The organism is Mesorhizobium sp. M0621, from assembly GCF_040320745.1.
Taxonomy (GTDB): domain Bacteria; phylum Pseudomonadota; class Alphaproteobacteria; order Rhizobiales; family Rhizobiaceae; genus Mesorhizobium.
Genome location: NZ_JAMYQF010000013.1, coordinates 1 through 18038 on the forward strand (window position 1 = coordinate 1; position 18038 = coordinate 18038).

17 protein-coding genes are annotated in these 18038 nt (G+C 61.8%); 9 read left to right on the top strand and 8 right to left on the bottom strand.

Annotated elements, in window-relative coordinates; genetic code table 11:
* Positions 1-168: 168 nt before the first annotated feature.
* The 8 genes from NKI38_RS11720 (at position 169) to NKI38_RS11755 (ending at position 8746) form a co-directional block, all read left to right on the top strand.
* Positions 169-483 carry an ArsR/SmtB family transcription factor gene (locus tag NKI38_RS11720; protein WP_352627857.1) on the top strand — a complete coding sequence of 105 codons (315 nt, stop codon included), beginning with the start codon at positions 169-171 and terminating at the stop codon, positions 481-483.
* Positions 480-1001, top strand: a complete 522-nt coding sequence (locus NKI38_RS11725; RefSeq protein ID WP_352657614.1) for an SRPBCC family protein — start codon at positions 480-482, stop codon at positions 999-1001. The genes NKI38_RS11720 and NKI38_RS11725 overlap by 4 nt, the downstream gene beginning before the upstream one ends.
* 23 nt (positions 1002-1024) lie before the next feature.
* Entirely contained in the window at positions 1025-1630 is a 606-nt protein-coding gene (locus NKI38_RS11730) for an ATP-dependent Clp protease proteolytic subunit (RefSeq protein WP_352657617.1), read from the top strand.
* Positions 1631-1837: 207 nt separating this feature from the next.
* The gene (locus tag NKI38_RS11735) at positions 1838-2068 is read left to right on the top strand and encodes a hypothetical protein (RefSeq protein WP_352657619.1); all 231 of its coding nucleotides are present in this window, start codon (positions 1838-1840) and stop codon (positions 2066-2068) included.
* A 717-nt stretch (positions 2069-2785) separates the two neighbouring features.
* Complete coding sequence (gene uvrA, locus NKI38_RS11740; RefSeq protein ID WP_352657622.1) at positions 2786-5707, top strand: excinuclease ABC subunit UvrA; 2922 nt, start codon at positions 2786-2788, stop codon at positions 5705-5707.
* Between the two features lie 35 nt (positions 5708-5742).
* Positions 5743-6213, top strand: a complete 471-nt coding sequence (locus NKI38_RS11745) for a GNAT family N-acetyltransferase (protein ID WP_352657624.1) — start codon at positions 5743-5745, stop codon at positions 6211-6213.
* 42 nt (positions 6214-6255) lie between these two features.
* On the top strand, positions 6256-7059 hold the full coding sequence (locus NKI38_RS11750) for a DUF72 domain-containing protein (RefSeq protein ID WP_352657626.1): 804 nt from the start codon (positions 6256-6258) through the stop codon (positions 7057-7059).
* 535 nt (positions 7060-7594) lie between these two features.
* A complete protein-coding gene (locus tag NKI38_RS11755) occupies positions 7595-8746 on the top strand; it encodes a sensor domain-containing diguanylate cyclase (RefSeq protein ID WP_352657628.1) in 1152 nt (383 codons plus the stop codon).
* A gap of 48 nt (positions 8747-8794) precedes the next feature.
* On the opposite strand, the gene NKI38_RS11760 is transcribed toward NKI38_RS11755, so the two are convergent.
* From NKI38_RS11760 to urtA, 6 genes are all read right to left on the bottom strand, one after another.
* On the bottom strand, positions 8795-8971 hold the full coding sequence (locus NKI38_RS11760; protein WP_023759335.1) for a hypothetical protein: 177 nt from the start codon (positions 8969-8971) through the stop codon (positions 8795-8797).
* Positions 8972-9240: 269 nt separating this feature from the next.
* A complete protein-coding gene (urtE, locus tag NKI38_RS11765) occupies positions 9241-9936 on the bottom strand; it encodes an urea ABC transporter ATP-binding subunit UrtE (RefSeq protein ID WP_352657630.1) in 696 nt (231 codons plus the stop codon).
* A 69-nt stretch (positions 9937-10005) separates the two neighbouring features.
* Entirely contained in the window at positions 10006-10752 is a 747-nt protein-coding gene (gene urtD / locus NKI38_RS11770) for an urea ABC transporter ATP-binding protein UrtD (RefSeq protein ID WP_127263655.1), read from the bottom strand.
* A gap of 6 nt (positions 10753-10758) precedes the next feature.
* Complete coding sequence (gene urtC, locus NKI38_RS11775; RefSeq protein ID WP_352657633.1) at positions 10759-11991, bottom strand: urea ABC transporter permease subunit UrtC; 1233 nt, start codon at positions 11989-11991, stop codon at positions 10759-10761.
* On the bottom strand, positions 11988-13604 hold the full coding sequence (gene urtB, locus NKI38_RS11780; RefSeq protein ID WP_352657634.1) for an urea ABC transporter permease subunit UrtB: 1617 nt from the start codon (positions 13602-13604) through the stop codon (positions 11988-11990). Before urtB ends, urtC begins: the two co-directional genes overlap by 4 nt.
* A 115-nt stretch (positions 13605-13719) precedes the next feature.
* Positions 13720-15000 carry an urea ABC transporter substrate-binding protein gene (urtA, locus tag NKI38_RS11785; protein WP_352657836.1) on the bottom strand — a complete coding sequence of 427 codons (1281 nt, stop codon included), beginning with the start codon at positions 14998-15000 and terminating at the stop codon, positions 13720-13722.
* A gap of 342 nt (positions 15001-15342) precedes the next feature.
* On the opposite strand from urtA, the gene NKI38_RS11790 reads away from it, so the two are divergent.
* A complete protein-coding gene (locus NKI38_RS11790) occupies positions 15343-15756 on the top strand; it encodes a hypothetical protein (protein ID WP_352657636.1) in 414 nt (137 codons plus the stop codon).
* A gap of 64 nt (positions 15757-15820) precedes the next feature.
* On the opposite strand, the gene NKI38_RS11795 is transcribed toward NKI38_RS11790, so the two are convergent.
* Together NKI38_RS11795 and NKI38_RS11800 are read right to left on the bottom strand one after the other, a co-directional pair.
* Positions 15821-17392: a GMC family oxidoreductase gene (locus NKI38_RS11795; RefSeq protein ID WP_352657638.1), complete on the bottom strand. Its 1572-nt coding sequence runs from the start codon at positions 17390-17392 to the stop codon at positions 15821-15823.
* Between the two features lie 46 nt (positions 17393-17438).
* The gene (locus NKI38_RS11800) at positions 17439-17969 is read right to left on the bottom strand and encodes a gluconate 2-dehydrogenase subunit 3 family protein (protein ID WP_352657639.1); all 531 of its coding nucleotides are present in this window, start codon (positions 17967-17969) and stop codon (positions 17439-17441) included.
* Positions 17970-18038 lie beyond the last annotated feature (69 nt).

Below are 18038 nucleotides of genomic sequence, written 5' to 3' on the forward strand. Positions count from 1 at the left end.
TCAAGGTTCGACGAAAACTCGCCAATCTCAACGCCGATTATCTCGAAAATCTCATCCGTCAAAAATCAACGTTAACCTGAAGCGATTCCCCTGGCATTGTCGGAAGCCCACATATGGGTTTGAAAAGAACGCTTGCCAAATCGATAAGTATCCACTTATGCTTTTGTCATGATCGAAGCAGAGATTTTCCGCGCCCTGGCCGACCCGACGCGCCGCGCCGTCTTTGAGCGGCTCGCCGCTGGTGAAATGACGGTATCGGAATTGCGCACCGGCATGACGGTGTCGCAACCGGCGGTGTCGCAGCACCTGGCGGTGCTGCGCGGCGCCGGCCTGGTGGTCGAACGGCGTGCCGGCCGCAACGCCTTTTACCGCGCCGACCCGCAGGGGCTCGCACCCTTGCTCTCCTGGATCGAGCGCTACCGGACCTTCTGGCCGGAACGCATCGAAAGACTGAAGGCGGTTTTGAAGGACATGGACCAATGACGAACGTTCGATCGATGAAGGCCGACCAAAACCATCGCGAAATCTCTCCCGATGCGATCGAGTTCGAGTACGACCTTGCCGAGCCGCCGGAGAAGGTATGGCGGGCCCTGACCGTGCCGGAGCTGCTCGCCGCCTGGATGATGCCGAACGACATCAGGCCGGAGACCGGCAATCGTTTTGCCTTCGCCGGGCCGGATGCACCGATCGAATGCGAAATCCTCGACGCCGAGCCGGAGAAGCTGCTGCGCTATTCCTGGCGGGAGCAGCCAGGCGACGCCGCGCGGCAGGATCCGCTCGACAGCCCATTGGACAGCCCATTGGACAGCATTGTCACCTTCACACTTGCCCGAACCGTTTCCGGCGGCACTCATCTGCGCATCGTTCATGACGGCTTCGCCCGCAAGGCAATGCCCGCGATCGCCATGGCGGGCGCCAGCTGCCGGCTTTCGCTCGACGCAAACGGTTCATGCAAGCCAATCGCCGCGAACACGCCTCGCCGCTTGCTGCGTGCAGCCTGAACAAGGACGATGGAGAGAAGATCATGAGCGGTGCTGCCAGCCTGGTGCCGATGGTAATCGAGCAATCGAGCCGCGGCGAACGCGCCTTCGATATCTTTTCGCGACTGTTGCGCGAACGCATTGTCTTCATCAATGGCGAGATCAACGACGACATCTCGGCGTTGGTCTGCGCGCAGTTGCTGTCGCTGGAATCGGACAATCCCGACAAGGAGATCTCGCTCTACATCAACTCGCCGGGCGGCGTGGTGACAAGCGGCTTCGCCATCTACGACACGATGCAATACATCAGCTGCCCGGTGTCCACCGTGTGCATGGGCTTTGCCGCCTCGATGGCCTCGTTCCTGCTGATGGCAGGCACAGCCGGGCGTCGTATCTCACTGCCGAATGCCACCATCCTGCTGCATCAGCCGCTGGGCGGGTTCCAGGGCCAGGCCTCCGACATCCAGCGCCATGCCGAGCGCATCATCCAGACGAAACGGCACATGGCCGAACTCTATGCGCAGCATTGCGGCCGCACCTATGAAGAAGTCGAACGCACGCTGGACCGCGACCACTTCATGACCGCCCGCGAGGCCCAGGCCTGGGGCATCGTCGACCACGTTTTCGACACGCGCAAAAAGGCGGCATAAAACCAGGGCCGGTTTCTTGCCGGCTCTCATGCATGTCGCCCAAAAGTGGCCCCGGTTTGAATCCGTTCAAACGCGACGCGCTTTGGACGATTTGACGATGCCGGTCTGGTCCCATCGCCGGCACGCCACTATAGTCCTGGGATGACTTACACTCATCCGCCCAGAACATTGCACCGTGTCATCGCAATTGTAGCGCTCGCGTGTCTCTTGAGCGGCACGGCCTTCGCCGACGACAGCTTGGCGCAGGCGCATAAAGGCGCCCTGCCCGGCGTGACCGGCGATTATCGCATCGCCCAGCCGGCTCCTCGGCCCGAACCCGATGACGCATTTCCCGGCAACGGCAATGGCCAGTTCAAGATCGGCGATACGGATGTCAGGATTTCCGGCAGCATCACCGTCGATGTCGGCGCCGGCTCAATCGGGCAGCCGCGCCACTGATAGTGGTGCCGGCGTGCTGCGCTGGCATATCGCCAACAAGACAATCCGCACATAAAGCGGCCCCGCCGTGCTTTGCGCAAACGGACGGGGCCTTTTTGGATCTCAAATCCAACTTCTACCGGGGGCGTACTGCCGGCATTTGATTTCGGATGCAACGCGGCGTCAGCCGACGATCCGACTGCAGTCTCTGATTTTTACGGGGTATGGCAGGTCACGGTTTGTCGGGTGGCGCAGACGCTAAACCCTGGCACTTATGCCTGCCGCCGCTCCAGTAACAACTGGAACCCTGTGGGACGATCCGGTGGCGTCATAGCTCCGCTCCTTTTTGTCCATTGCGACGTTGTCGTCCGAAGCACAAATCGCTAATGCCTGCGGCGTCTCGCAGGCCGCCTCCGGGCGGCGAGACCATCGAAAGACGGCCGGCTTCGTTGACTGCCGAAGCTTGCCTCCAGGAACGGGCGCGCGTCAAGCTTCAATAGCCGGTTACCGAAAAATGTGATCGCCGGGAGGTTACGTGCAAGTCAGTTTTTGCACAGCTTTGTCAGGAGCGTGTTCGGTCTTTGTTCTTTCTACTTGCCCGTTCACGCGAAAGACGCTTAAACGCTTTTGTCGGGAATTGTGGCGTCTCTCGACGTGGCGGCAAAACTACCTACATAGGGGATGGTTGGGAAAACCCGCCATTCCAGGAAATTCCAGATTCTGAGGCGGCGACCGGCGATGGCCGACCATAAATATCTTTCCATTCGCGGGGCGCGCGAACACAATCTGAAGAATGTCGATCTCGACCTGCCGCGTGACAGCCTGATTGTCATGACCGGCTTGTCGGGTTCCGGCAAGTCGTCGCTTGCCTTCGACACCATCTATGCCGAAGGCCAGCGCCGCTATGTCGAAAGCCTTTCGGCCTACGCACGGCAATTCCTCGAAATGATGCAGAAGCCGGATGTCGACCAGATCGACGGCCTGTCGCCTGCCATCTCGATCGAGCAGAAGACCACCTCGAAGAACCCGCGTTCGACGGTCGGCACCGTCACCGAGATCTACGACTACATGCGCCTGCTGTTTGCGCGCGTTGGCATTCCCTATTCGCCGGCCACCGGCCTGCCGATCGAGAGCCAGACAGTTTCGCAGATGGTCGACCGCGTGCTGGCGGTCGAGGAAGGCACCCGCCTGTTCATCCTGGCGCCGATGGTGCGCGGCCGCAAAGGCGAGTACCGCAAGGAACTGCTGGAGCTGCAGAAAAAGGGCTTTCAGCGCGTCAAGGTCGATGGCGTCTTCTATGAAATCGCCGACGTGCCGGCGCTGGACAAGAAGTACAAGCATGACCTCGACGTCGTCGTCGACCGCATCGTCGTGCGCGGCGATCTGGCGACACGGCTTGCCGACTCCATCGAAACCGCACTGAAGCTGGCCGATGGGTTGGCGGTCGCCGAATTCGCCGACAAGCCGCTCGACTCCAGCCAGACCGGCGAGGATTCGGTCAATAAGTCGAAGAACGAGACGCATGAGCGCATCCTGTTCTCGGAAAAATTTGCTTGCCCGGTCTCCGGCTTCACCATTCCGGAAATCGAACCGCGCTTGTTCTCGTTCAACAATCCGTTCGGCGCCTGCCCGACCTGCGACGGTCTCGGCAGCCAGCGCGCCATCGACGGCAATCTGATCGTGCCGGACGAAAACATCTCGCTGCGCGACGGCGCCGTCAGCCCCTGGGCCAAATCGACCTCGCCCTATTACGCGCAGACGCTGGAAGCGCTCGGCAAGGCTTATGGCTTCAAGCTCGGCGACAAGTTCAGGGATCTGACCGAGGAGGCAAAGGAAGCCATCCTGCGCGGCACCGGCGAGCGCGAAATCACCTTCCAGTATGATGACGGCCTGCGCTCCTACAAGACCACCAAGACCTTTGAAGGCGTCATTCCCAATCTCGAGCGGCGCTGGAAAGAGACCGAATCCGCCTGGATGCGCGAAGAAATCGAGCGCTTCATGTCGGCCACGCCCTGCCCGGTTTGCAAGGGCTACCGCCTGAAGCCCGAGTCGCTGGCCGTGAAAATCGCCGGCAAGCACATCGGCGAAGTCACCGAGCTTTCCATCCGCAAGGCCGACCAGTGGTTCACCGACCTGCCTGCATCGCTCAACGACAAGCAGAACGAGATCGCGGTTCGGGTCTTGAAGGAGATTCGCGAGCGGCTGCGCTTCCTCAACGATGTCGGGCTCGACTATCTCACTTTGTCGCGCAATTCCGGCACGCTGTCGGGCGGCGAAAGCCAGCGCATCCGGCTGGCGTCGCAGATCGGCTCCGGTCTCACCGGCGTGCTCTATGTGCTGGACGAGCCGTCGATCGGCCTGCATCAGCGCGACAATGCGCGCCTGCTCGATACGCTCAAGCACCTGCGCGACATCGGCAACACGGTGATCGTCGTCGAGCATGACGAGGACGCCATCCTGCATGCCGACTATGTCGTCGACATGGGTCCGGCCGCCGGCATCCATGGCGGCGAGATCATCGCCCAGGGCACGCCGCAGCAAGTCATGGCCAATCCCAATTCGATCACCGGCAAATATTTGTCGGGCGCGCTCGAAGTGGCGACGCCCGGCGCGCGCCGCGAGGCGAAGAAAAACCGCCGCCTGAAAATCGTCGGCGCGCGCGGCAACAATTTGAAGAACGTCACCGCCGAAATCCCGCTCGGCACCTTCACCGCTGTTACCGGCGTGTCGGGCGGCGGCAAGTCGACCTTCCTGATCGAGACCCTGTTCAAGGCCGCCTCGCGCCGCATCATGGGCTCGCGCGAGCACCCGGCCGATCATGACCGCATCGAGGGTCTCGAATTCCTCGACAAGGTCATCGATATCGACCAGTCACCCATCGGACGAACCCCGCGCAGCAATCCCGCCACCTATACCGGCGCCTTCACGCCGATCCGCGACTGGTTCGCCGGCCTGCCCGAAGCCAAGGCGCGTGGCTATCAGCCCGGCCGCTTCTCGTTCAACGTCAAGGGCGGCCGCTGCGAAGCCTGCCAGGGCGACGGCGTCATCAAGATCGAGATGCATTTCCTCCCCGACGTCTACGTCACCTGCGACGTCTGCCACGGCAAGCGCTACAACAGAGAGACGCTCGACGTTCTGTTCAAGGGGAAGTCGATCGCCGACGTGCTCGACATGACCGTCGAGGAAGGCGTCGATTTCTTCGCCGCCGTGCCCGGCGTGCGCGACAAGCTCGACACGCTGAAGCAGGTCGGCCTCGGCTATATCCATATTGGCCAGCAGGCGACGACGCTGTCGGGCGGCGAAGCGCAGCGCATCAAGCTCGCCAAGGAACTGTCGCGCAAGGCGACCGGCAAGACGCTCTACATTCTCGACGAGCCGACCACCGGCCTGCATTTCCACGACGTCGCCAAGCTGTTGGAAGTGCTGCATGAGTTGGTCGACCAGGGCAACACGGTGGTCGTCATCGAGCACAATCTCGAGGTGGTCAAGACCGCCGACTGGGTGCTCGACCTCGGCCCCGAAGGCGGCGACGGCGGCGGCGAACTGGTCGCCTCCGGCACGCCGGAAGCGATCGTGCGCGAGAAGCGCAGCTACACCGGCCAATTCCTCAAGGAGCTGCTGGAGCGGCGCCCCGGAGGCAAGCGCGAAGCGGCGGAGTGATGATCGGACCGGTTAGCGCCTAGGAGAGCTTTTGAATGACAATCAGAAGGGCGCGGGCTGGTGATCTCCAGACAGTCATCTCGCTGACTGAAGCAGCCTATGCCCCCTACACTGCCCTGTTCGGCGCACAGCCGATCCCGGTCACCGAGGATTATGCGCCGCGCATCGCGCGTGGCGAGGTCTGGCTTCTGGAGAGCGACGACGAACTGGCCGGAGCGATCACGCTGGAGCGGCATGACGATCACGCGATGATCTTCTCCGTCGCCGTCGCACCAGGACTTCAAGGCAAAGGGTTCGGCATCGCCCTGCTCAAACACGCGGATGAGCAGACGCGCTTGTGGCGCCTGCCCGAGGTGCGGCTCTACACCAATGCCAGGATGGAGCGGAACATCGCGCTCTATCTGGCCTATGGTTTCCATGAAACGGGTCGCCGGCCCAATCCCTATCGGCCAGGCTGGGTGCTCGTCGACATGGCAAAACCGGTCGACGAAACCACGACGACCTGACTTTTCTGAATTCAGCCAGGCTTTTGAATTGGGAGGATGACAATGAGCACATCGGGAACAATCCGCGCCGGCATGGGCGGCTGGACCTTCGAGCCTTGGGATACGTCCTTCTATCCCGACAAGCTTTCCAAGGCCAAGCAGCTGAACTACGCCACTCGGCAGGTGCCGAGCATCGAGGTCAACGGCACCTATTATTCCAGCTTCAAGGAGCCGACCTTCGTCAAATGGGCCCGCGAGGCGCCGGACGGTTTCGTCTATGCGCTGAAAGGCAACCGCTTCGTCACCAACCGGCGCGTGCTCGGCGAGGCCGGCGAATCGATGATGCGCTTCCTCGGCTCGGGCGTTGCCGCGCTCGGCGAAAAGCTCGGGCCGATCCTGTGGCAGTTCGCGCCGACGAAAAAGTTCGATCCGGACGATTTCGAAGCTTTTTTGAAACTGCTCCCGGAAAAGCAGGACGGCGTCGCGCTGCGCCACGCGGTCGAGGTGCGCAACGACAGTTTTGTCGTGCCGGAATTCGTAGCGCTGGTGCGCAAATACAAGGTCGCGATCGTCTATGCCGACCATGCCAAATACCCCGACATCGCCGACGTTACCGGTGATTTCGTCTATGCACGGCTGCAGACAGGCAGCGACGACAATCCCGATTGCTACACACCAAAGGGCCTTGATGAATGGGCGGCGCGAGCAAAGACCTGGGCGGAGGGCAAGCAGCCGGCCGACCTGCGGCGTGCCGATCCCGCTACCGATGCACCGGTCCAGCCGCGCGACGTGTTCGTCTACTTCATCACCGAGGGCAAGGTGCGCGCGCCGTTCGGCGCCATGGCGCTGATGAAGCGCGTGAATTAAAGCGGCCTCTGCCCGGCGCCTTACCTTGTTGTTGGAACTTCCCCGACGCCTTGATCGTTCTATCCTCGCAGGCGGCGACGCGTGCGACATCGCGAACGCTTAGCCACCGATCCCGCAAGTCCCTGCATCGGATGCAGGGACTTGAAGAAGGGCAAGGACAAATGGCTGTCATCCTCTTCGGTGCATTGCTTACTGTCGCCGGCGTTGTGTACATGGCAGGCGCCGTTCTCTGGCGCGGGCGGCTTAGCGATCCTGCGCCTGTAGTTCCGGATCGCCCGATACCAAACCTCGCAACACCAGGCCCGACGCTCGAGCCACGCCGGCGGGGGCTCGGTTTCCTCGGCTTGTCGCAGAATTGGCCAGGCCTGTTGATGATGGGGGTCGGCCTAGCCCTGCTGTTGTTGTCGGCGCTCTTCTGACGCAGCGGAATCATGGCATCTTCGCCACCGTCGTAACCTTATCGATACCTCCTTGCTGCATGAATCCAGACTGGCCAAGTCACCGATCTGGGCCGCTGCGGGCAAGGACGAGGGGCATGTCGCTCGACTACACTTCACTTCTGCTGGCTGTCGGGTTTTCCGCCGCCTGCCTGAGCCTGACATTGTTCGGCATGTGGCTGACCGCTCGCACGGAGAAATTCCTGCTGACATGGGCGATCAGCCTGGTGTTCGTGGTCGGCGACATTTTTGCCTATGACGCCTATATCGACATGCCTGGGCGCCTGCTCGGCATCACGACCCTTGCCCTGCTCCTGCTTGGCTTCTCGACCATGCTAGGCGCCGCCTATCAGTTCAGAACCGGCGGGTCGCCAATGCCGCGAACGGTGCTTGGCGGCGCCATTTCGCTGGTCGTGACGTTGCCTTCCATGGCTCTTGGCTATGACGGGTTGGGCTTCATGCTCGAAAACGCCTTGGCCGCATTGCTTCTGTTCGCAACGGCGTTCGAATACTGGAAAGGCCGCGACGAAGCCCCTGCCCTGACGATCGGCATCACCACACTCTATTCGGCCACGGCCACGTCCTTCGTTCTGTGCGCCATGGTTCTTGCGTGGGATGGAAAGCTGATCCTTGGGCATGCGCCCAGCAACTGGGCCGAGGAGCTGAGCCTCATCATCGTCATCGCCAGCATGACCGGCATCGGAGCGCTTTCCCTGGCTCTCAATCAGGGGCGTCTGGCCAGGCATCACCGCCGCAACGCGCTGACCGATCCGCTGACCGGCCTTCTCAATCGCCGTGCCCTGTTCGACCTGCATGGCGATGCGCCGGTCGGCGCCTTCACGGCCGTGGTGGTGTTCGACCTCGACGGCTTCAAGGCCATCAACGACGAATTCGGCCATGCCGCCGGCGATGAAGTGCTGAGGGTGTTCGCCAGGGACCTCGCCGGCAACCTTCGCCCGGCCGACGTCGCCGCGCGCATGGGCGGCGAGGAATTCGCGCTGGTGCTGAAGCGGACCTTGCCCGAAACGGTGGAAGCCACCGCAGAAACCATACGGGCAGCTTTCGCCGCGCGTCGCATCGAAACCGAGACCGGCTCGCTGATATGCACGGTCAGTGCCGGTTTTGCCTTCGGCACCAAAGAGGGCCTCAGCTTCGACAAGGTGCTCAGCGCCGCCGACAAGGCACTCTACGCCGCCAAGCGCGGCGGCCGCAACCGCGTCACCGCCTCGGCATTCCGGCGCGCGGGTTAGACCACACGCATCGACCACAGCTACGACCGGGACGAGCGAATGCGGCTCTTATGCCGCCATGACGATTTCATTGAAGGCATCCAGGTCGACATAGAAGACCTTGGTGATTTCCTCGATCAGGTCGTCGTGGCCGTAGCCTTGGGACTTCAAGATGTTGATGGCGGTGATGATATCGACGCGCTCGGTAAGCCGCCGCTTCTGGTAGTCCTCGACGTAACGTTCCATGACTGTCCCTTGGCCTGTGTGCCCAAACGCGTTGAACGACAAAGATCGCAGGAGGGAAGCTAGGAAGCCTTGCTTGCGTGAAACTTGCCCGGTGCTAGCCGCGCCCTCGATCTGCGATGAACCAGACTGATACGGAAGTGGCCGACTCACAAAAGCCCTGTGAAAGACTAGCACGCAGTCTATGGTGCACCAGTGACGCAGATGGCTGATCGAAGAAATATTGGACTTGCCAAGGACTTCGGATCGACAACTGAAGTCCAGCGACGATTCTACACCGTCAGGAACTTGCGTACATCAGCACGGTCTAAATCTTCCGCCGGGCCGGTATGGACGATCAGGCCCCGGTCCATGATGTTGACCTCGTCGGCAAGCTCGCGGCAGAAATCGAGATATTGTTCGACCAAAAGCACGGCGATGCCGGCTTGGTCGCGCAAATAGCGGATGGCACGGCCGATATCCTTGATGATCGACGGCTGTATGCCCTCGGTCGGTTCGTCGAGCACCAGCAGCTTCGGCCGCATCACCAGGGCCCTGCCAATGGCGAGCTGCTGCTGCTGGCCTCCGGAAAGGTCTCCGCCACGGCGGCCGAGCATCTGTTTGAGCACCGGGAACAATTCGAAGACATGCGGCGGAATGTTGCGGTCGGCCCGCTTCAGCGGCGCGAAGCCCGATTCGAGATTTTCCCGTACGGTGAGCAGCGGAAAGATTTCCCTGCCCTGCGGTACGAATGCGATGCCCGACCGGGCGCGGTCATACGCCGCGCTCCGGTCGAGCGCCTTCCCCTCGAAGGCAACGCTTCCGCTCGTCAGCCGGTGGTGGCCGACGATCGATCTCATCAAACTGGTCTTGCCGACGCCGTTGCGGCCGAGCACGCAAGTAATCTTGCCGGCGCCGGCCTTCATCGACACGCCGCGCAGCGCCTGGGCGGCGCCGTAGTGCAGCGTGGCATTGGAAATTTCGAGCATGTCAGCGCCTTCTCCAGAACCTGAGGAGGGACAGATCGAAATGATGGAATTGAACCCGCCACACCATGCTCATCTCCCCAGATAAACTTCGACGACGCGCTCGTCGGCCGAAACGAAATCGAGTGTGCCTTCCGACAGCACCGAGCCCTCGTGCAGGCAGGTTACCTTGACGCCGAGTTCGCGCACGAAATGCATGTCGTGCTCGACGACGATGACCGAATGGTCGCGCGCAATATCCTTCAGCAGCCGCGCGGTTTCCTCGGTCTCGGCATCGGTCATGCCGGCGACCGGCTCGTCGACCAGAAGCAGCTTCGGATCCTGCGCAAGCAGCATGCCGATCTCGAGCCACTGCTTTTGTCCATGGCTCAGATTTGCCGCCAGTTCGTTACGCTTGTCGCCAAGCCGGATGATGCCGAGAATGTCGTCGATCTGCCGCGTCTCGGCGGCCGAGCGGCGATGAAACAGTGCCGGGAAGATCGAGCGCGGCCCCTTCAGCGCCAGCATCAGGTTTTCCTCGATCGTGTGGCTTTCGAAGACGGTCGGCTTCTGGAATTTGCGGCCGATGCCCATCATGGCGATCTCGGCTTCGTCATGCTTGGTGAGATCCACCTGGCCGTCGAAGAAAACCTCGCCCTCGTCGGGCCGCGTCTTGCCGGTGACGATGTCCATCATCGTCGTCTTGCCGGCGCCGTTGGGACCGATGATGGCGCGCATCTCGCCCTTGTCGAGCACCAGCGACAGGTTGTTGATGGCACGAAAGCCATCGAAGGAGACCGAGACGCCGTCGAGATAGAGGATCGTGTTCGACTTCGACATGGTCGCTCACTCCGCCGGCTGCGGTTCGGGGCTGGTCGCGGACCAGTCGCCGGGCGTTCTCGCCTCGCTGCGAACGATCTTCGCCGGCGGCGGAACGTCGACATCGGTGCCCGCTTTCTCGGCAATCGAGGCTGCCCGCAGCGCCTTGGCGTTGCCACGCCAGGAATCCCACATGCCGATGATGCCCTTGGGCAGCAAAAGCGTGACGGCGACGAACAGCCCACCCAATGCAAACAGCCAGAATTCCGGCAGCACGCCGGTGAACCAGGATTTGCCGGCATTGACCAGCAGCGCACCGATGATCGGTCCGACAATGGTGCCGCGACCGCCGACGGCGGCCCACACGACGACTTCGATCGAATTGGCCGGCTCGAACTCACCCGGATTGATGATGCCGACCTGCGGCACGTAGAGCGCGCCGGCGATGCCGGCCATGACAGCCGAGATGGTGAAGGCGAACAGCTTTACGTTCTCCGCCCGCCAGCCGAGGAAGCGCGTGCGGCTCTCGGCGTCGCGCACCGCCATCAGCAACTTGCCGTATTTGGAACCGACGATTGCCCAGGTGACGAAAACGGCGAGTGCGAGCATCACCGCGCTGGCCGCGAACAGCGCCGAACGCGTCGCGTCGGCCTGCACGTTGAAGCCGAGAATATCCTTGAAATCGGTCAAGCCGTTGTTGCCGCCGAAACCCATGTCGTTGCGGAAAAACGCAAGCAGCAGCGCGTATGTCATCGCCTGGGTGATGATCGAGAGATAGACGCCGGTGACGCGGCTGCGGAAGGCGAACCAGCCGAAGACGAAGGCGAGCAGGCCAGGCACCGCGAGCACCATGAGGCCGGCAAACCAGAAATGGTCGAAGCCGTACCAGAACCACGGCAATTCCTTGTAGTTCAGGAACACCATGAAATCAGGCAGGATGGGATTGCCGTAGACGCCGCGCGAGCCGATCTGGCGCATCAGATACATGCCCATCGCATAGCCGCCGAGAGCGAAGAAAGCGCCGTGGCCGAGCGAAAGAATGCCGCAATAGCCCCAGACAAGGTCGAGCGCCAAGGCGAGCAGCGCGTAGCAGAGATATTTGCCGGTCAGCGCCACGATATAGGACGGGATGTAGAACGCGCTCGTCGGCGTGACCGCCAGATTAAGCAGCGGCACGATGATAGCCACCGCCAGCAGGATGAGAACCGTGATGGCGATTCGGCGGTCCGCGCCGGCGGCGAAGAAGCGACCAGTGATCATGCTTCCACCGCCCTGCCCTTGAGCGCGAACAGGCCGCGCGGGCGCTTCTGGATGAACAGGATGATGAGGACCAGCACGACGATCTTGCCGAGCACGGCGCCGGCATAGGGCTCGAGGAACTTGTTGACGATGCCGAGCGAGAAGGCACCGACCAGCGTGCCCCACAGATTGCCGACGCCGCCGAAGACGACGACCATGAAGCTGTCGATAATGTAGCCGCGGCCGAGATTGGGCGAGACGTTGTCGATCTGGCTGAGCGCCACACCGGCGATGCCGGCAATGCCTGACCCCAAGGCGAAAGTCAGCGCGTCGACCCAAGGCGTCCTGATGCCCATCGAGGCGGCCATGCGCCGGTTGGCGGTGACGGCGCGCATCTGCAAGCCCCAGGGCGTGCGCTTCATCACGTAAAGCAGCACGGCGAAGACGGTGAGCGCGAAAACCAGGATCCACAGCCGGTTCCAGGTGATCGCAAGCTGGCCGACATTGAACGAGCCCGACATCCAGGAGGGATTGCCGACCTCCTGGTTGGTCGGCCCGAAAATCGAGCGCACGGCCTGTTGCAGGATCAGCGAAACGCCCCATGTCGCCAGCAGCGTTTCCAGCGGCCGCCCGTAGAGGAAGCGGATGACGCCGCGCTCGATGATCAGACCAACCAGAGCCGAGACGAGGAAGGCGAGCGGCAGCGCGATGACCAGCGACCAGTCGAACAGGTCCGGAAAAGACGTACGGATCAACTGCTGGACGACGAAGGTCGTGTAGGCGCCGAGCATGACCATCTCGCCATGCGCCATGTTGATGACGCCCATGACGCCGAAGGTGATGGCAAGCCCGATCGCCGCCAGCAGCAGCACCGAGCCCAGCGAAATGCCGTACCAGATGTTCTGGCCGGCATCCCAGAACGCCAGGGTCGAATTGATGGTGGCGATAGCGTCCGTGGCAGCTTGCTTGACCGCATCCGGGGAATTCGCCTCGACCGAAGTCAGCAATGAAACCGCATCACGGTCGCCCCGTGCACCGATGAGTGCAATTGCGGCGAGCTTGTCCGCGTCTGGCCGATCGGAGACCAGCACGGAGGCGGCACGAGCCTGTTCGAGAAGAGCCTTGACGCTGGCCACGGTCTCACTGGCGATCGCGGTATCGAGCGGCTCGATGTTTGCGGCATCGGGTGTCTTGAACATGGTGTCGGCGGCGGCAATGCGGACAGTCGGGTCCTTGGCGCCAAGCGTCAGCGTGCCCAGCGCATCGCGGATGGCGCGGCGCAGCGTGTTGTTGACCTTGATCTTGGTGATGTCGTCCTTGGCCGCCTCGCCCGATGCCTCGCCGCTCAACGGGTCGAAAAGCTGGACGCTGTCGCCCGCTTCCTTGCCGGCAAACACCAGGGAATCGGCCTTGCGGATATAGAGGTTGCCGTCGGCGAGCGCCGCAAGTGGCCGTTCGACTGCCGGGTCGCCGGTGCCCGCCAGTTCGTGGACGACGGCTCCGGTCTCCGAAAAACCCTTGGCCGTCGCGAATTTGGCGATGATGCCACGCAGATCGGCTTCGCCGGCGCCCGAAGACGACAGCGTCGCCAGCAGAAACAGCAATGTCAGGCCAATCGCAGGGAATGGGTTCATCGGCTTGAGGCGATCCTTAAAGGTTGAATTGGGCGTCCGGACGGAGGAGGAAACCGTCCGGACGCGCGCGGTCGTCATGGACCTGGTGGTCCAGGCCGGGTCAGACCTGGGAGGATCAGTTCGTGCCCTTGCCGCCGCATTTGCCGGTGGCGACATTGAAGTTGCCGCAGGACAGAGGCGCGCGCCAATCGGAGATCAGGTCCTTGGAGTCAGGCAAGTAGTCGGACCATTCGTCGCCCATCACGAGGCCCGGCGTGCGCGACACCGTCTCGAACTGGCCATCGGCCTGGATTTCACCGATCAGCACAGGCTTGGTGATGTGATGGTTCGGCATCATCGTCGAATAGCCGCCGGTCAGGTTCGGCACCGACACGCCGATCATGGCGTCGATGACCTTGTCCGGATCGGTGGTGCCAGCCTTCTCGACCGCCTTCACCCACATGTTGAAGCCGATGTAATGGGCTTCCATCGGGTCGTTGGTGGTGCGCTTGTCGTTCTTGATGAACTTGTGCCAGTCGGCGATGAACTTCTTGTTCTCAGGCGTGTCGATGCTTTCGAAGTAGTTCCAGGCGGCGAGATGGCCGACCAGCGGCGCGGTGTCGAGACCGGCAAGCTCTTCTTCGCCGACCGAGAAGGCCATGACCGGGATGTCCTCGGCCTTGATGCCCTGGTTGCCGAGTTCCTTGTAGAACGGCACGTTGGCGTCACCATTGACGGTCGAGACGACGGCGGTCTTCTTGCCAGCCGAACCGAACTTCTTGATGGCCGACACTTCGGTCTGCCAATCGGAGAAGCCGAACGGCGTGTAGTTGACCAGGATGTCTTCCGCCGCGACACCCTTGGCCTTCAGATAGGCTTCGAGAATCTTGTTGGTGGTGCGCGGATAGACGTAGTCGGTGCCTTCCAACACCCAGCGCTTCACCGAACCGCCGTCCTCGCTCATCAGGTAGTCGACGGCCGGGATGGCCTGCTGGTTCGGCGCCGCACCGGTGTAGAACACGTTGCGCTCGCTCTCCTCGCCCTCATACTGAACCGGATAGAACAGGATGTTGTCGAGTTCGGAGAACACCGGCAGCACCGATTTGCGCGACACCGAGGTCCAGCAGCCGAACACCGCCGCGACCTTGTCCTTCGAAATCAGCTCACGTGCCTTTTCGGCGAACAGCGGCCAGTTGGAAGCAGGATCGACGACGACCGCCTCGAGTTTCTTGCCGAGCAGGCCGCCCTTGGCGTTCTGCTCGTCGATGAGCATCAGCATGGCGTCCTTCAGCGTCGTCTCCGAAATCGCCATGGTCCCCGACAGCGAATGGAGAATGCCGACCTTGATGGTGTCGTCGGCCGCCCTGGCGGGCGCGGAGATCAACAGGCCGGCGGCAACCACGCTCGCCGAAAACATCTTTGTTATTGTCGAGAAATTACCCCTCATATGACAGACTCCCAAGCTGGTTGATTGCACCGCGACACTACAATGCAACCCCCATGCCAATCGCTTTGGCGACGCCAAGGGGAGACGAATAATCCAGCTTTATCAGTGTGTTGATATATTAGGCTTATAAAAACAAGGAGAGCCGCTTAAAATCGATTGAGAGAAATTTGCGCAGCGCGCGGGGTAATTGCCTAATTTTCGCCCAATTTTCCCAAGTGCCTAGATTTTGGTCTTCGCGGGCGAATCACCGACGACCAATGTTGCGGCGCGAGGCAAAAATAGGGCAATCTCGCTTCTCAAACGAGCGACGTCATGGTTTCAGGCATTTCACGCATTTTTTTCGGCATATTGCTTCTGGCGGCAGAAACCGGAACCGCGCGAGCCGACTTCAGCGACGGCAAGATGCCCGACGGTATCTATCACTGCGAAGTGTACCTCCTCGGCATGTTCCTCAACCTAGGCGACATCACCATCAAGGGGAACGTCTACACCGGCCCTTTCTACACCGGCCTCGGCATCTTCGGGACCGCGCAGCAGGGGTACAACTATCAAATGGATGCAAACGGCGTGATCTCCTGGCTGGGGCCTTTGGGCGGCTATACCGCCGGTGGCAACTCGCTGTCGCTGACCCAGGCAACGCTGGACGGCCAGGCCCCACCCTCCTTCGACATCATCATGAAGCAGCCCGACGGCGCTTTCACCGCGTCGACCTGCACCAAACAATGAGACGGCAAGAAAAAGGCGCGGAACCTTGTGGGATCCGCGCCAGCAGGCCGTTGGGAGGATGTGACTAGATCGTCTTGGCTGACATCTGCGCGGCGATGTAATCTGCCTGGCGGATTGCCAGCGACACGATCGTCAGGGTCGGGTTTTCCGCCGCACCGGTCGTGAACTGGCTGCCATCCGACACGAACAGGTTCTTGATGTCGTGCGCCTGGCCGTGCTTGTTGACGACGCCGTCTTCCGCTTTTTCGCTCATCCGGTTGGTGCCGAGATTGTGGGTCGACGGATAGGGTGGCGTCGGGAAGGTGCGCGTGGCGCCGACCGCCGCATAGAGCGCAGTGGCCTGCTTGTAGGCGTGGTTGCGCATCGCGGTGTCGTTCGGGTGGTCGTCGAAATGCACGTCGGCGATCGGCATGCCGTGCGCGTCCTTCTCGTCGGCATGCAGCGTGATGCGGTTCTCCGCGCGCGGCATGTCCTCGCCGACGATCCACAGGCCGGCCATGTGGTCGTAGTGGTCGAGGGCGGTGGTGAACGAGCGGCCCCAGGCGCCCGGATCGAGGAAGGCGGCCATGAACGGCAGGCCGAGCGACAGCGTCTCGAATTCGTAGCCGCCGACGAAACCACGCGACGGGTCGTGGCGTGCCTCGTCGCGGATAATGCCGGCCATGGTGGTGCCGCGATACATGTGCACCGGTCTGTCGAAGATGGCGTAGACCGAGCCGGTGGTGTGACGCATGTAGTTCTTGCCCACTTGCCCCGACGAGTTGGCGAGGCCATCGGGGAATTTGCCCGACGCCGAATTGAGTAGCAGCCGCGGGCTCTCGATCGAGTTGCCGGCGACCGCGACGACGCGGGCTTTCTGTTCCTGCAGCTTGCCGTCCTTGTCGGCATAGACGACGCCCGTCACCTTTCCGCTAGCGTCGTGGTTGATCTTGATCGCCATGGCGTTCGGCCTGACCTCGAGATGGCCTGTCGCCTCGCCCTTGGGGATTTCGGTGTAGAGCGTCGACCATTTGGCGCCCCATTTGCAGCCCTGGAAGCAGAAGCCGGTCTGCTGGCAGGACATGCGGTCGTCGCGATCGACCGAGTTGATCGCCATGTTGCCGGTGTGGCATTCCTTGTAGCCGAGTTTGTCGGCGCCGGCCTTCAACACCTTGAAATTGTTGTTGCCCGGCAGCCTCGGCCAGTCATTGGTGCCGGTGACGCCCATCTTGGCTTCGGCCTTGGCATAGTAGGGCTCCATCTCGGCCAGCGTGATCGGCCAGTCGAGCAGGTTGGCGCCTTCCAGTTTGCCGTAGGTCGACAGCGTCTTGAACTCATGCTCCTGGATGCGCAGCGAGGCTCCGGCCCAATGCGTCGTCGAACCGCCGACCGACTTGACGATCCAGGCCGGCAGGTTCGGAAAATCCTTGGCCACACGCCAGTCACCGGATGTCGTGCGCTTGTCCGTCCAGGCGAGCTGGCTGAACGAACCCCATTCGTCGTTGATGAAATCCTCGTATTCGTGGCGCGCGCCGGCTTCCAGGATGACGACGTCGACACCTTTCTGGGCGAGTTCGTTGCCGAGCGTGCCGCCACCGGCGCCCGAGCCGATGATGACGACGACGCCGTCGTTGTTCAGGTCAAATGAAGCTGCCATGGTTTCCTCCCATGATTTCTGTTTGCGGGTTCAGGAACGACGGGGCTCAGAGCCACTCGATGTCGTCGAAACCGCGCGCGATGTAGCCGCCCTTGGAATAGGACTCGCCCTCGTAGCCGAAGATCGGCCACACCTCTTTCTGGTTGTAGAGGCTGACGACGAGGCCGCCACGGATGGCTTGGAAGAACGGTGTCGCCTCGATCTGCTTCAGCACGCCGACGCGCTGGTCCTCCCAGCCGAGGCCCCGATAGCCTCCGTCACCGGACTTCTTGTCGAGGTCGGCGATGCCGTCTTCGATCATCGCCTTGTAGGCGGCGTCCTTGCCGGCCTGCTCGTCATGGCCCTTCACGGCAATGGCGTAATATTTGTCGGGGACCTGATCGTGCGGATAGATGTCGCGCGCCATCTGGATCAGCGTCGCCATGGTTTCGGGCTTGAGCGCCGACGTTTCCAGCCCCCAGGCATGTTCGGGGCTGACGACCGCACTGCCGGAGATGACCAGCAGCGCGCCGATGCCACCGCGTTTGAGAAGCTCGCGACGTGAAAGCCCAGGCTTCGCGTCATAGATCGTGACCATTTTGTTCCTCCCTGCTTGCTATTTGCACTCCTTGAAGCACGTCACAATTGACGGGCTTCAACACCTTGT